We start from the raw sequence: 17,130 nt of genomic DNA, 5'->3' as shown, positions 1-17,130 counted from the left end.
CCGCCGCGGCCGGAATCGATGGACAAGGGTGGCCTGCGTGCAGGCGCATGCGGCGACGACAGGCAGGATGAGATAGGTGGTACGGGTGGTCAGCGGACAGTACGCGCTGGAAGTGACGGCATGACGCGCCCCGCTCGGGTCCGGCCGACACGCACTCGCCGGCCACGCGTCACCACCCTGCCCCAGCTCATGGCCACCGCGGTCGAGGCCGACCCGACCGGTACGGCTCTCGTGTTCGCCGATGCCACCGCCACGCTGGCCGAGCTCGGTTATGCCGAGCTCGACGAGCGTTCGACCCGGCTGGCCCGGCTGCTCATCGCCCGTGGCATCGGCCCGGAGGACCTGGTCGCCGTCGGTATTCCGCGCTCGGTCGAATCGGTGGTCGCGGTGTGGGCGGTCGCCAAGACCGGTGCCGGATTCGTACCCGTGGATCCGAACTATCCCGCCGACCGCGTCGCGCACATGGTCTCCGACTCCGGTGCGAAACTCGGCCTGACGGTGTCGCCGGTGCGGATGGACCTGCCCGATTCGGTGGAGTGGCTGACCGTCGACGCCGGTGATGTCGCCGCGCGGCTCGAGGAGTTCTCCGGCGATCCGGTCACCTACGCCGATCGGTTGCGGCCGTTGCGCGCCGAACATCCGGCCTATGTGATCTACACCTCCGGCTCGACCGGCAAGCCGAAGGGTGTCGTGGTCACCCAGGCCGGGCTGTCGAGTTTCTGCGATGAACAGCGCGAGCGATACCGGGTCGGAAGCGACTCGCGCACCCTGCATTTCGCATCGCCCTCGTTCGACGCCTCGGTGCTGGAACTGCTGCTGGCCATCGGCGGTGCGGCCGCCATGGTGGTGGCCTCGCCGTCGGTGCTCGGTGGCGACGAATTGGCGAATCTGCTGCGGCGCGAACGGGTCACCCACGCCTTCGTCACGCCCGCGGCCCTGGCCTCGGTGGATCCGGCCGGGCTGGACGACCTGCGCGTCGTGGTCGCCGGTGGTGAGGCCTGCCCGCCGGAACTGGTGCGGCGCTGGGCGATCGCGATCGAGGGCGGCACCCGCGAGTTCTACAACGGGTACGGCCCGACCGAGACCACGATCATGACCAACATCAGCGCGCCGCTGGTGCCGGGGGAGACGGTCACCATCGGCGCGCCGGTGCGCGGCATCACCGAATACGTGCTCGACGACCAACTCGCGCGGGTTCCGCGCGGCGCGGTCGGCGAGTTGTACATCACCGGTGCGCAAGTGGCGCGCGGCTACCACCTGCGCCCCGGCCTGACCGCGGCCCGCTTCGTCGCCAACCCGTTCGACGCCAACGGTTCGCGGCTGTACCGCACCGGCGACCTGGTGCGCTGGACGGCCGCCGGCGAACTGGAGTATCTGGGCCGCAACGACTTCCAGGTGAAGATCCGTGGTTTCCGGATCGAGCTGGGCGAGATCGACGCGGTGCTGGCCGCGCACGACTCGGTCGACTTCGCCGTCACCGTCGGCCACACCCTGCACAGCGGCGCGACGATTCTCGTGTCGTACGTGCACGCCGCCGACGGCGCGAAGGTCGACACCGACGAGCTGAGCGAGCATGCGGGACAGAGTCTTCCGGCCCACATGGTGCCGACGACGATCATGGTCCTGGACACGATCCCGCTGACCCCGGTCGGCAAGCTGGACCGCGCGGCGCTGCCGGAGCCCGTCCTGGCCGCCCGCGAATTCCGCGCGCCCTCGGGTGCGCTCGAGGAGATGGTGGCGGCCGTCTTCACCGATCTGCTCGACCCGCCGGGGCCGGTGGGCGCCGACGACGACTTCTTCGAACTGGGCGGCAACTCGCTGATCGCCACTCAGGTCGCGGGCCGCCTGGGCGCCCAGATCTCGGCGCGGGTGCCGGCCCGGCTGCTGTTCGAGGCGGCCACGGTCGCCGAATTGGCGCAGCGGCTGGAACCGCTGAAGGGTGCGGGCGGGCGCCTGGCGCTGGCGCCGATGCCGCGTCCGGAACGCATTCCGCTCTCGCTGGCCCAGCAGCGGATGTGGTTCCTCAATCAGTTCGATCCGGAGTCGGCGGCCAACAACATCCCGTTCGCGATCCGGCTCACCGGCGCGCTGAACGTGGAGGCGCTGCAGGCGGCCGTCGCCGACGTCATCGAGCGTCACGAAACGCTGCGTACCGTCTACCCGTCCGCGGACGGCGCCGGACATCAGGTGATTCTGCCCGCGGCGCAATCGATTCCGGATCTGGCTCCGAAGCCGGTGACCGAGGACGAACTGCCGCAGTGGCTGGCCGGGTACCTGCTCGCCGGATTCGACGTGGCCGCCGAGGTGCCGCTGCGCATCGCGGTGGCCGAACTGGCACCCGACGACCACGTCGTGGCGGTGGTGGTCCATCACATCGCCGCCGACGGCGCCTCGGTGGCGCCGTTCATGCGCGATCTGCTGGCCGCGTTCCTCGCCCGGCGCAACAGCGCCCGGCCGAGCTGGCAGCCGCTGCCGGTGCAGTACGCCGACTACGCGCTGTGGCAACGGGCGCTGCTCGGCGACGAGAACGATCCGGATTCGCTCGCGGCCCAGCAGATCGACTACTGGCGTACCACCTTGGCCGGCATTCCGGACCGGCTGGATCTGCCCGCGGATCGCCCGCGCCCGCAGATCGCTTCCGGGCGCGGCGCGGAATACACCTTCGACATCGCGCCCGAGCTGCACGCCCGGCTCGAGGAACTCGCCCAGCGCACCGGCACCTCGCTGTTCATGGTGGTGCACGCGGCATTCGCGATCCTGCTGGCCCGCTCCAGCGGCACCGACGACATCACCATCGGCACCCCGGTCGCCGGTCGCGGTGAGGCCGAACTCGACGCGCTGGTCGGCATGTTCGTCAACACGCTGGTACTGCGCACCCGCATCGACGCCGCGACGACGGTCGAGCAACTGCTGGCTGCGGTGAAGGACACCGATCTGGGCGCCTTCTCCCACGCCGAGCTGCCGTTCGAGCGCCTGGTGGAGGTGCTCGACCCGGTGCGCTCGCAGGCGCATCATCCGCTGTTCCAGGCCGCGCTGTTCTTCCAGAACATGCAGAAGCCGCAGCTGCGGCTGCCCGGGCTGGTCGCCGAAACGGTCGAATTCGACGGCGCGGTGGCGAAATTCGATCTGCAGCTCACCGCGGTACCGCGAACCGACGCGGGCGCCCCGGCCGGCGTATCGGCCATGTTCACCTACGCGCTGGATCTGTTCGACGAGCCGACCGTGGCCGCCTACGCCGACCGGCTGGTGCGGGTGCTGGAGGGCATCGCCGCCGATCCGGCGGCTGCCGTGGGCGATATCGAACTGCTCGATCCGGCCGAGCGGCTGCGAATCCTGCGGGACTGGAACGACACCGCGCATCGGGTCGAACCGGAACTGCTGCTCGACGGCTACCGGCGGGCGGCACTGCACAATCCGGACGCGGTGGCGGTCACCTACGAGGGTGCGCAGCTGACCTACGCCGAATTCGACGCGCAGGTCAATCAGCTGGCCCGCCTGCTGATTTCGCGCGGTGTCGGCCCCGACGCCCTGGTCGGCCTGGCGATCCGCCGATCGCTGGATCTGGTGATCGGCATGTACGCGATCGTGGCGGCCGGTGGTGCGTACGTGCCGCTGGATCCCGATCATCCGGTGGACCGCATCGCGCACATTCTCGATACCGCGCAGCCGGTCTGCGTCGTGACCACCGTCGCCGATACGGTCGCGGTGCCCGCGCGGATTCCGGTGCTGCGGCTGGACACCATGGACCTCGGCCGCTTCGATCCGAGCCCCATCCGGCCCGGCGAACTGCTCGCGCCGGTGCGACCGGACCATCCGGCCTACGTCATCTTCACCTCCGGTTCCACCGGTCGGCCCAAGGGCGTCGCGGTCTCGCACGCCGCGATCAACAATCAGATCGAGTGGATGCTGGCCGCGTATCCGCTGGGCAGCGGCGACGTCTATCTGCAGAAGACGGCGACCACCTTCGACGTCTCGCTGTGGGGCTATTTCATGCCGCTGCGGGCGGGTGCGGAGCTGGTGGTGGCCACCCACGACGGCCATCGCGATCCGCTGTACGTCGCGGAAACGATTGCGGCGCATGGTGTTACGGTCACCGACTTCGTCCCGTCGATGCTCACCGTCTTCGCCGCGCACATCGCGCCGGGTAGCTGCCCGACGCTGCAGGACATCTTCGTGATCGGCGAGGCCCTGCCGCCGGAGACCGCCGACGCCGTGCACGCGGTGTGCGATGCGCGCATCCACAACCTGTACGGACCCACCGAGGCCGCGGTATCGGTCACGTACTGGCCGGTCGGCGAGGACGACCGCCCGAGCGTGCCGATCGGCCTGCCGCAGTGGAACACTCGCGTCTACGTGCTCGACGGCCGCCTGCATCCGGTGCCGGTGGGCGTGCCCGGTGAGCTGTATCTCGCGGGTGATCAGCTGGCCCGCGGCTATGTACGCCGCCCGGACCTGACCGCGGACCGGTTCGTGGCCAACCCGTTCGGCCACGGCGAGCGGATGTACCGCACCGGCGATCTGGTGCTGTGGCGCGAGGCCGACGAGACCCGGCCCGCCCGGCTCGACTACATCGGCCGCACCGACTTCCAGGTGAAGTTCCGCGGCCAGCGCATCGAATTGGGCGAGATCGAGACGGCGCTGCTGGCGCTGCCGGGCGTGAGCCAGGCGGTGGCGCTGGTGATGGGCTCGGCGCTGGGCGATCAACTGGTCGCCTACGTCGTGGCACAGCCGCGCGCCACTCTCGACCCCGAGCGCCTGCGCACCGGCGTGGCGGATTCGCTTCCGGCCTACATGGTTCCGGCGGTCGTGGTGGTTCTCGACGCCTTCCCGCTCAATCCCAGCGGCAAACTCGACCGCAAGGCGCTGCCCGAACCCACCTTCAGCAGCCGCGAGTTCCGGGCGCCGAGTACTCCGGTGGAGGAGATCGTCGCCGAGGTCTTCGGCTCGGTGCTCGGACTGGACCGGGTCGGCGCGGACGACGACTTCTTCGCCCTGGGCGGCAATTCGCTGATCGCCACGCAGGTGGTGGCCCGGCTCGGCGCCGCGGTCGGCGGCCGGGTGCCGGTGCGGTCGCTGTTCGAGACGCCCACGGTGGCCGGACTGGCGGCGACCCTCGATTCCCAGACCCACATCCGGCGCGGCGTGGAACTGGGTTCGATCGAACGCCCGGAACAGCTGCCGCTCTCGCTGGCGCAGCAGCGCATGTGGTTCCTCAACCGCTTCGACCAGGCCGAAACCGCAGAAGAGGCCGTGCATTCCGGTTCGGCGGCCTACAACCTGCCGTTCGCGCTGCGCCTGACCGGCAGCCTGGATGTGGAGGCGCTGGGCGAGGCCCTCGACGACGTGGTCGCACGGCACGAGGTGTTGCGCACCGTCTACCCGGAGACCCCCGAGGGGCCCGTGCAGGTGATCCTGCCGGCCGACACCCGGCTGGGCCTGCGGCCCGAACGCACCGCCACCGCCGCGGTCGCGGATGCGGTATACGGCCTGGCCGCAACGCCTTTCGATGTCACGTCCGAGGTTCCACTGCGGGTCCGGCTGCTGGAGATCTCCGATCTCGCCCCCGGTTCGCGACGCGAATACGTGCTCGCCGTGGTGGTTCACCACATCGCCGCCGACGCGTCCTCGATGGGCCCGCTGGTGCGCGATGTGATGACCGCCTATGCCGCCCGCACCTCCGGCGCGGCGCCGGACTGGGCGCCGCTGCGCGTGCAGTACGCCGATTACGCGCTCTGGCAGCGTGCCGTTCTGGGATCGGAATCGCAATCGGATTCCATTGCCGCCCAGCAGATTTCGTACTGGCAGCGTGAGCTGGCCGGCCTGCCGGACGTGCTGGAGCTGCCCACCGATCGCCCCCGTCCGCCGGTGGCGACACTGGCCGGTGCGCGCGTGGACGTGCGGATCGAACCCGAGGTGCACGCGGGCCTGGTCGACCTGGCCCGCGCCCACGGCGCCACGCTGTTCATGGTCGTGCATTCGGCGTTCGCGCTGCTGCTGGCGCGGCTGTCGGGCGGCGACGACATCGCCGTCGGCAGCCCGGTCGCCGGTCGCGGTGAGGCCGAACTCGACGATCTGATCGGCATGTTCGTCAACACCGTGGTCTTCCGGACCCGGGTCGAGCGCGGCGAGCCGTTCACCGAACTGCTGGCCCGCCAGCGCGAAACCGATCTGCAGGCCTTCGCCCACGCCGACATTCCGTTCGAGCGGCTGGTCGAGGTGCTCAACCCGCCGCGTTCCACCGCGCATCACCCGCTGTTCCAGGTGGGCCTGTCGTTCCAGAACGTGGCGCGCACCGAACTGGAACTACCCGGATTGAGCGTCGCCGGGGTGGACGCCGATCTGGACGTCTCGCAGTTCGACCTGCATCTGATCGTGGCCGACGCGTACGACGCGCACGGAAATCCCGCCGGCATCGGCGGTTTCCTCACCTACGCCACGGACCTGTTCGACGCCGCCACCGCCGCATCGATCGTCGAGCGGCTGTCGCTGCTGCTGGCCGGTGTGGTCGCCGACGCCGGTACCCCGGTCGGCGACCTCGACATCCTGACCGCGGCCGAGCGGGCCGAGCTGGAGCGTGCCGCGACCGGCGCGTCGCATCCGGTCGCTGCCGCGACGCTGCCGGAACTGCTGGCGGCGACGATCGCCGCGCGGCCGCACGCCGTGGCGCTCACGGCCGATGCCGACGAGCAGTTCGGCGGTACGCCTGCCGAGCTCACCTACGGCGAACTCGGCGAGCGCGTCCAACGCCTTGCCCGGCATCTGATCTCGCTCGGTGTCGGCCCGGAAGCCCGGGTCGCGCTGGCCCTGCGGCGCGGGGTCGATCTGGTGGTCGCGATGTACGCGGTCTCGGTGGCCGGCGGCGCGTACGTGCCGGTCGATCCGGATCAGCCCGCCGAACGCGTCGGCTACATCCTCGATTCCGCCGACCCGGTGTGCGTGCTGACCACCTCGGACATTCCGGACCTGCCCGGACGCAGCGCGCCCTCGGCAACGGCTGCGGCCACCCGGGATTGGCGCGGGCGCTCGCAGTCGATGCCCGCGCTGGCCGATTCCGGCCGGTCCGCGGCGCGCGAGGGCGTCGTGCGCCTCGACGAAGTGGATCTGTCCGGTCTGTCCGCGCGGCCCGTCACCGACGCCGACCGGATCGCACCGCTGCTGGCGCAGCACACGGCCTACGTCATCTTCACCTCCGGTTCGACCGGCCGCCCCAAGGGCGTCGCGGTGCCGCACGGCGCGATCGTCAACCAATTGGTCTGGAAGACCGCCGAATTCGATCTCGGCGCCGACGACGCGGTCCTGCTGAAAACCGCCGCGACCTTCGACCTGTCGGTCTGGGAGTTCTGGTCCGCGGCGGCCTCGGGCGGACGCCTGGTGATCGCCGCGCCGGACGGACATCGCGATCCGGCCTATCTGAACGATCTGATCCGGCGCAGCGGCGTCACCACCCTGCATGTGGTGCCGTCGATGCTGGACGCACTGCTCACCGAGGCCCGGACGAATACCGTGCCGGAGGTGACCAGCCCGCTGCGGCGAGTCCTCGCCATCGGTGAGGCGCTGCCCGCGGCGCTGGCGCAGCGGTTCGCCGCCGCCCATCCCGAGGTCGAGCTGTACAACCTGTACGGTCCGACCGAGGCCGCGGTCTCGATCACCGCGCACCGCGTCGGCGCGGCCGACGAGCTGTCGGTGCCGATCGGCGCACCCGAGTGGAACAGCAGTGTGTACGTGCTGGATTCGCGCCTGCATCCGGTGCCGGTGGGCGTTTCCGGTGAGCTGTATCTGGCCGGTGCGCAGCTGGCTCGCGGCTATTTCGGCCGGGCGGATCTGACCGCGGACCGCTTCGTGGCCGATCCGTTCGGCGAGGGCGGCGCGCGCATGTACCGCACCGGCGACCTGGTGGCCTGGACGGCGAACGGGGAGCTGGAATATCGCGGCCGCACCGACTTCCAGGTCAAGGTGCGCGGTTTCCGCATCGAACTGGGAGAGATCGAGGCGGCGCTGCTGCGCCTGCCGCAGCTCGCCCAGGCGGTCGTGGTGGCGAAGTCCGACCCGCGCACCGGCGATCGGCTGGTCGCGTATCTGGTCTCCGCGGACCGGGAACTCGATGTGGCGCAGGTGAAGTCGGCACTCGCCGCGGCGCTGCCGAACTACATGGTGCCCGCGGCCTTCGTGGTGCTCGACGCGCTGCCGCTCACCGTGAACGGCAAACTCGACCGGAAGGCGCTGCCGGAACCGGAATTCGAGACCACCGCCTTCCGTGCGCCCTCGACTCCGGTGGAGGAGATCGTGGCCGGCACCTTCGCCGAGGTGCTGGGTATCGACCGGGTCGGGCTGGACGACGACTTCTTCGCCCTCGGCGGTAACTCGCTGCTGGCCACGCAGGTGGCCGCGCGGATCGGCGCCGCGCTCGAGGTCCGCGTGCCGGTGCGCGCGCTGTTCGAGGCGGCCACTGTGGGCGCACTGGCCGCCCGGGTGGAGCGCACCGGAACCGAGCGGCCGCGACTGCCGCTGGTCGCCGGTCCGCGCCCGGACGCCGTTCCGCTGTCCTACGCTCAGCAGCGGATGTGGTTCCTCAACCAGTTCGACACCGCCGCAACGGTGTACAACATCCCGGTCGCCATCCGGCTGTCCGGTGCGCTCGATGTGGTCGCGCTGCGGCAGGCGGTCGCGGATCTGGTGGCCCGGCACGAGGTGCTGCGGACCATCTATCCGGAAACCGAGTCCGGCGGCGCGGTGCAGCAGGTGCTGGCGCCGAGCGCGGTGACCATCGATCTGGAACCGGTGCAGATCGGTGAGGAGCGGGTGGCCCACGAGGTGGGACACCAGGTCGCGAGCGGATTCGACGTGACCACCGAGATCCCGTTCCGGATCCGGTTGTTCCAGCTCTCGGCGAGCGAGTTCGTCCTCGTCTTCGTCGCCCACCACATCGCGGCCGACGGCTGGTCGATGGGCCCGCTGACCCGGGATCTGATGACCGCGTATGTGGCCCGGGCCGCCGGACAGGCGCCGTCGTGGGCGCCGCTGCCGATCCAGTACGCCGATTACGCGCTGTGGCAGCGCGCCGCACTGGGCGCCGAGGACGATCCGGAATCCCTGGTCAGCGCCCAATTGTCTTATTGGACAAGCGAACTCGCCGACCTGCCGGACGAGCTGCGGTTGCCCGCGGACCGGCCGCGGCCCGCGGTGCAGAGCTTCGCCGGCGCCAAGGTCGACTTCGCCGTCGATTCGCAGGTGCACGCGGGTCTCACCGCACTGGCGCAGCGGCACAATTCCACCGTGTTCATGGTGGTGCACACCGCCCTGGCGGTCTTCCTGGCCCGCATGTCGGGCACCGAGGACATCGCCATCGGTGCGCCCATCGCGGGCCGCGGTGAGGCCGAACTCGACGATCTGATCGGCATGTTCGTCAACACCCTGGTCCTGCGCAGCCGGGTGCGGCCGGGCAGCAGTTTCGCCGAACTGCTGGCCGACAACCGGGAAACCGATCTGCGTGCCTTCGCCCATGCCGACGTGCCGTTCGAGCGGCTGGTCGAGGCGCTGGACCCGGAGCGCTCCACCGCCCGGCATCCGCTGTTCCAGGTGGCGCTGTCGTTCGAGAATCTGGCCGCCACCAGTTTCGAACTGCCGGGCCTGAGCTTCACCGCGCTGGACCCGGCCGCCGACACCGCGAAATTCGATCTGCTGCTGACGCTGCGCGAACAGCGCACCGGATCCGGCGGTGAGGCCGGGATCTTCGGCGAGTTCACCTACGCCACCGATCTTTTCGACCGGGACACGGTCGTCGACTTCGGCCGGCGGCTGGGCCGGATCCTCGCCGCGGTGGCGCACGACGCCGATATCGCGGTCGGCGATCTCGACATCCTGGTCGGCTCCGAGAGCGAGGATCTCGCCGCCCGCACCGGGCTGCCCGCGGTCCCGCCCGCCACGCTGCCGGATCTGATGGCGGCCGCGGTCGCGGCGAATCCGGACGGTCCCGCGGTGGTCGTGGGCGGACGCGCGTTCACCTATGCCCAGCTGGATCTGGCGTCGACCAAACTGGCCCGCCGGCTCATCGAACTGGGTGCCGGGCCGGACAAGCATGTGGCGGTGGCCATTCCGCGCTCGCTCGAGGGTGTGGTGGCGCTGTGGTCGGTGGCCAAGTCGGGTGCGGCGTTCGTGCCGATCGACCCGACCTATCCGTACGACCGCATCGCGCACATGGTCGCCGACTGCCGCGCGGATTTCGGAGTCACCGTGCGGGCCGAGGTCGCGAACCTGCCGGACACCGCGGGCGGCTGGATCGTGCTGGACGATCCCGCTTTCGCCTACGAGGTCGATTCCCTGTCCGGCGCACCGATTTCCGATGCCGAACGACCGGTCCCGCTGCGCCCGGACAACACCGCCTACCTCATCTACACCTCGGGTTCGACCGGTCTGCCCAAGGGCGTCGTGGTCACCCACGCGGGCCTGGCGAACTTCAGCGCCGAACAGCGGGAGCGCTACCGGCTGGATCGCGATTCGCGGGCGCTGGCGTTCGCCTCGCCGTCCTTCGACGCCTCGATGCTGGAGCTGTTGCTGGCCATCGGCGCGTGCGGGGCGCTGGTGATCGTGCCGCCACGAACCTTCGGCGGTGAGGAACTGGCCGAGGTGATCCGCGAACAGCGGGTCACGCATGCCTTCCTCACCCCGTCGGTGCTGGCCTCGCTGGAATCGGACGCGCTGGCCTCGATGCAGGTCATCGTCGCCGGCGGTGAGGCCGTGCCGGCCGATCTGGTCGCGAAATGGGGTGGCGCGCCGGACGGTTCGGGCCGCCGGTTCCACAACGGGTACGGCCCCACCGAGACCACGATCATGACCAACATCAGCGATCCGCTCTCGCCCGGTGACGCGGTGACCATCGGCGGGCCGATCCGCGGCATGCGGGCGCTGATCCTCGACTCTCGGCTGCGGCTGGTGCCCGAAGGCGTCGCGGGCGAACTGTATCTGGGCGGCATCCAGCTGGCCCGTGGTTACCACGACCGGCCGGGCCTCACCGCCGCCCGGTTCGTCGCCGACCCGTACGGCCCGCCCGGGCAGCGGCTCTACCGCACCGGCGACGTGGTGCGCTGGCGCCGCGGCGAACCGGTGGTGGAATATGTGGGCCGCAACGACTTCCAGGTCAAGATCCGCGGTCTGCGCATCGAACTGGGCGAGATCGACAGCGCGCTGATCGATCAGCCCGGTGTCGACTTCGCGGTCACCGTGGGGCACCGCACCGCCACGGGCACGACGATTCTCGTCTCGTATGTGCGCTCGGCCGCCGGTGTGCCGCTGGATGCCGAGGCGCTGACCGCCGAACTCGCCGCGCGGCTGCCGGAGTACATGGTTCCGACCGCGATCGTGGTCCTCGACGAGATTCCGCTGACCCCGGTCGGCAAACTCGATCGCAAGGCGCTGCCGGAACCGGTCCTGGAGGCCAAGCGCTACCGCGCACCGCAGACCGCCACCGAACAGGTGGTCGCCGAGGTGATCGGCGAGGTGCTGGGCGTCGATCGAGTCGGCGTGGACGACGACTTCTTCGCCCTCGGCGGCGACAGCATCGTTTCCATCCAGGTCGTGTCCCGGGCGCGGGCCCGCGGTGTGCACTTCACCCCGCGCGACGTGTTCACCGCGCGCACGGTCGAGGCACTGGCCCGCGCGGCCACCGTCGAGGCGCCGGCCGCGGCCGAGCAGTCCGGGCCGATGCCGTTGCCGCCGGCCGCGATGCGCGCGCTGGAACTCGACCCCTCCGGTCGCGACCTCCGGGCGATCGCCCTCGATATTCCGGCCGACTGCGATCCCGAGCGGATTCGTGCGGCGGTGACGGGTGTCCTCGAACGGCATGCCGTACTGTCCGCCCGGCTCGATCTCGAGGCCGGCGCCCTGGTGATTCCGGAAACTCCGGTCCCGGCGGTCCTGCGGCAGTTCGTTCCCGGGCCCGACGCCGTCGACCTGGCGGTGCGATCGCTGAAGCAGGAGCTCGATCCGGCCGACGGGCGTACCATCGCCTTCGCGCTCATCGCGCCCACCGAGCCGGGTGAATCCGCCGGTGCCGCAACGAGTCTGGTCGTCGCGGCGAACGGTCTGGTGGTCGACGACACCTCCTGGCGCATCGTCGTCGACGAGTTGTCCGAGTCGTGGGCGGGCGGGCATTCCGCGCCCGCGGCCGTCGACGCCGGTCCGCTGGGCGTCGGTCGCGCGCTCGCCGCGAGTGCCGTAGCGCCCGAGACCGTGGCCCAGCTCGACTGGTGGCAGCGGCATCTCGCCTCCGCGCCCGCCGATGCGCCGGTCGAGGGCATCGATCTCACGGCGCGCGGGCGGGTCTCGCTGGTCATCACCGCCGAGGGCGCGGCCGCCGTGGACGCGGTCGCGCACGCCTATCACGCCACCATCGAGGATGTGCTGCTCACCGCCTTCGCGCTGGCGCAGGAGCGGGGCGCCCGTGCCGATGCCGGTGATCTGATCGGCACCGTGGTGCGGTTGGCGGCCGACGGCCGTACGGTCGCCGGTGCCGAATCCGCCGGTACTGTCGGTGGTTTCACCTCGACCTATCCGCTGCTGGTCGGCCTCACCGGTATCGACGTCGAGCAGGCGCTGCTCGGTAACCGCGCCGCGGGCGACGCCATCGCGCAGATCAAGGAGTTGCGGCGCGGGGTGCCCGATTCGGGTGTCGGCTACGGTCTGCTGCGGTATCTCAACGCCGACACCGCGCCCGCGCTGGCCGCGGCCCCGCAGGGCCGCACCGCGTTCCGCTACCGCGATCTGCGTCCGGCCCGGCCGTATCCGCACCTGCCCGCGGCCGATCTGCTGCTCGACATCACCGTCGACGCCACCGAGGACGGGCTGCTGGCGCGATTCGATTACGCGGCAGCCGTTTTCACCGTCGACCAGGTGAAGGAGTTCGCCGGGCTGTGGGTGCGGGCGCTGGGCGGTCTCGCCGAGCACGGAACCCATGCCGACGCCGGTGGTTTCACCGTTTCCGACTTCGAGCTGGTCCGCCTGGACGCCGCCGATGTCGCGAAGTTGTCGCAGGACTACCCGGATCTGGCCGATGTCTGGCCGGTGACGCCGCTGCAGTCGGGCATGCTGTTCCACGCCCTGCTGGCCGACACCTCGACCGACGTCTACATCACCCAGTTCACCCTGGATCTGGGCGGTGCGGTGGACGAGCGGCGGCTGCGCGCGGCCGCGCAGGCCGTGCTGGACCGGCACGACAATCTGCGGGTCGCCTTCGCCGCCGACGCCACCGGGAATCCGGTGCAGGTGGTGCTCGATCGCGTCGAGGTACCGTGGCGCAGTATCGATCTCAGCCATCTGGCGCCCGAGGCCGCCGAGGCGGAGGCGGTCCGGATGTGTGAACTCGACTACGGCCGGCGGTTCGCGATGGACCGGGCGCCGCTGCTGCGGTTCACCCTGTTCCGACTCGGCGCCGACTCCTACCGGCTGCTCGTCACCAGCCACCACATCCTCATCGACGGCTGGTCGACACCGCTGCTCATGCAGGATCTGCTCACGCTGTACGCGGTGGGCGCACGGTCGCGGCAGCTGCCGCCGGCCGGGTCCTACGGTGACTATCTGCGCTGGTTGATCGCGCAGGATCCGGCGGCCGCGCGGGCGCAGTGGCAGCGCGCGCTGGACGGGATCACCGAGCCGACGCCGCTGGCACCGGTCGACCCGAGCCGTCAGATCTCCGCGGGTGTGGGTGAGATCGGCTTCGAGCTGTCGGTCGCCGACACCACCGAGCTGACCCGGCTCGCCGCCCGGCTCGGTGTCACGGTCAACACCGTGGTGCAGGCGGCGTGGGGTCTGCTCATCGGCCGCAGCATCGATCGCGACGACGTCGTCTTCGGCGCCACGGTCTCCGGGCGCCCGCCCGCACTGCCGGGTGTGGAGACGATGGTCGGGTTGTTCCTCAACGCCATTCCGGTGCGGGTGCGCCTGGGCGCCACCGACACGCTGGCCGGCCTGCTGAGCCAGTTGCAGGCCGAACAGGCCGCGCTGCTGGACTTCCACTACCTGGGCCTGAGCGATATCCAGCAGGCCGTCGGGGTGGAAGGGCTGTTCGACTCGCTGGTGGTGTTCGAATCCTTCCCGGTCGACCGCGACGGACTCGACCGGGTCGGCTCGATCGACGGTATGCACGTCACCGGCATCGGCGCGGTCAACGGCACGCACTATCCGGTGACGGTGATCGTGGTGCTGGACAACCAGCTCCGGATCAGCCTGAAGTATCTGCGCGACGTCTTCGACGAGGCGGCGGCGCAGGCGCTGTCGCAGCGGCTCGCGGCGCTCATCGGCCGCTTCACCGATACGCCACAGGCCCGGGTCGCCGATGTCGACGCACTGCTCGACGGCGAGCGCGCCGCACTGGAGGCCCGCAACGCCACCGATGTGCCGCAGCTGCGCGATCAGGCGACGCTGCTGAGCCTGTTCGACGAGCAGGTGGCCCGCACCCCGCAGGCGCCGGCGCTGCACTTCGGCGACGTGACGCTGAGCTACCGCGAACTGGATCTGCGCTCGCGCGCCCTCGCCGCCGAACTGATCGGCCGGGGAGTGGAACCGAATTCGCTGGTGGCCGTGGCCATGCGGCGGTCGATCGATCTGGTGGTCGGCATCTACGCGGTGCTGCGGACGGGTGCGGGTTATGTCCCCGTCGACCCGGATCACCCGGCCGAGCGCAACGAGTTCGTGCTGGCCAACGCCCGTCCGGTGTGTGTGCTGACCACGGGCCGCGACGGCTTCGCCACCGACAGCGGGGTCCCGGTCGTCGACATCTCCGGATTGGACGGCGAGCCGGAATCCGTTGCGGCGCTGCGGTTCCCGTACGTCCATCCGGATGCGGTGGCCTATGTCATCCACACCTCCGGCTCGACCGGCCGGCCGAAGGGTGTGGTGATCACGCACCGGCAGATGACCAACCAGTTCCGGTGGGCGCAGCGGACCTATCCGCACGACACCGGCGACGTCGTCCTGCACAAGACGCCGATCACCTTCGACATCTCGACGTGGGAGTTGTTCTGGCCGTTGCAGACCGGTGCGGCGATCGTGATCGCCGAGCCGGACGGCCACCGCGACCCGGCGTATCTGTCGCAGGTGATCGAACAGCGCTCGGTGAGCACGGTGCACTTCGTGCCCTCCATGCTGGACGCGTTCCTGGATCCGGCCGCGAATGCGGCGGTGACGCGCGGTTATCCGTCGCTGCGACGGGTGTTCGCCGCCGGTGAGGCGCTGTCGGCGGAGACGGCGCAGCGATTCGGCGCCACCCTCGGGGAAGCCGAACTGGTGAACTGGTACGGCCCGGCCGAGGCCACCGTGGTCACCGCCTGGCCCGCCGGGGACGCCGACGGTGTTGCCGTTCCGATCGGCACACCGGTCGCCAACACCCGGGTATACGTGCTGGATCGGCAGCTGCGGCCGGTGCCGCCGGGCTCGCCCGGCGAGCTCTACGTCGCCGGTGTGCAGCTGGCCCGTGGGTATCTCGGCGCACCCGCGCTGACCGCCGAACGGTTCGTCGCCCACGAGGGCGGGCAGCGGCTCTACCGCACCGGCGATATCGTGCGCTGGCGCGACACCCCCGCCGGCGCCGCGCTGGAATATCTGGGCCGCAGCGATTTCCAGATCAAACTGCGTGGTCAGCGCATCGAGCTCGGGGAGATCGAGGCGGTGCTGGCGGGCTTCGCGCCGGTGCGGCACGCGGTGGTGTCGCTGGTGCGCAGCTCGTCGGGGGACCGCCTGGTCGCCTACGTGGTGCCCGACGCGGGCACGATCGAGGAGTCCGAGCTGCTGGCCTACGCGCGGGAATCGTTGCCCGCGTACATGATTCCGGCGGCCGTGGTGGTGCTCGACGCGCTGCCGCTCAATGCCAGCGGCAAACTCGATCGCAAGGCGCTGCCGGTGCCGCAGTTCTCCGGACGCCCCTACCGGGCGCCGTCGACACCGCTGGAGGAGGCGATCGCCGGGGTCTTCGCCGAGGTGCTGGGCGCCGACCGGGTCGGCCTGGACGACGACTTCTTCGATCTGGGCGGCAACTCCCTGGTCGCGACCCGCGCGGTGAGCCGGTTGCGCACGCTCACCGGCGTCGAGGTCCGGGTGCAGTGGTTCTTCCTCGGATCCACCGTCGCCGCGCTCGCGCAGCGCATCGTCGCGGCGATGAGCGACGAGCACGACTACGACCTGGAATCGGATGCGGCACTGGGTGTGCTGCTGCCGATCCGGGCGCAGGGCGAGGGTGAGACGCTGTTCTGCATCCACCCGATGTACGGATTGTCCTGGTGCTACGCGGGTCTGACCCAGTACGTCGCGGACCGGCCGATTCTGGGCCTGCAGTCGCCGGCACTGTCGGAGGACGGCTACCTGCCGGAATCGTTGCAGGAGATGGCCGATCGCTACGTCGCCGAGATTCGCGCGGTGCAGCCGCACGGCCCGTATCACCTGCTCGGCTGGTCGCTGGGCGGTGTGCTGGCCCATGCCGTCGCGACCACTCTGCAGGCGGCGGGTGAGCAGGTCGGCTCGGTGAGCATGCTCGACAGCCACGCCGAGATCGACGTCGCCGATTTCCGGACCGCGATCCGGGAAGCGCTGGCGGAGATCGGTATCGGCGCCGAGGCCCTGGTCGGCAACGGCGACATCCACGACCTCAGCGACGAGGCGGTGGCCGCCCTGCACGCCACCATCCCGCCGGATATGGCCGTGCTGACGCCGGACCGGGTACGCCGCATCTACCGCAGCGCGGTGCGGTCGGCGGAGTTGATCGCCGACCATCGTCCGGACGTATATCGCGGCCGCCTGGACTATTTCAGCGCGGCCGGACACGAAACGGCGGCGCAGAACTGGCGGCCCTACGTCGAGGGCGAGATCGCCGATCACCGGATCGGCGTATCGCACGACCAGATGACCTCGCCGCCCGCGCTGGCCGAACTCGGCCCGGTGCTGGCACGAGTGCTGGCGCGCGGGGCCGGTCCTCGCCCGGACGGGTCGTCTCCGGCATGATGGGGCGGCGCATACGTAACGGACCGGTCTGGTCAGACGACTAGACAGGCCGTAGGGTCGGGCGAAATCTCGACCGTCCGGGTGGCGCCTCGCCGGGCGCCCCGCGGAAGAGCTGAAACCGAATTCGAGCAGATAGCGAAGGTGTGA

General features: G+C 70.6%; 1 protein-coding gene. It reads left to right on the top strand.

Going from position 1 to position 17,130, the window contains the following annotated elements; all coding sequences use genetic code 11:
- The first annotated feature begins 72 nt into the window (after nt 1-72).
- Nucleotides 73-16,983: a non-ribosomal peptide synthetase gene (locus tag NA3_RS01985; RefSeq protein ID WP_439956163.1), complete on the top strand. Its 16,911-nt coding sequence runs from the start codon at nt 73-75 to the stop codon at nt 16,981-16,983.
- Nucleotides 16,984-17,130 lie beyond the last annotated feature (147 nt).

Source organism: Nocardia africana NBRC 100379 (genome assembly GCF_001612635.1).
GTDB lineage: Bacteria > Actinomycetota > Actinomycetes > Mycobacteriales > Mycobacteriaceae > Nocardia > Nocardia africana.
The sequence above is the reverse complement of the archived record's forward strand: the minus strand, read 5'-3'. Positions and strand labels throughout refer to the sequence as shown.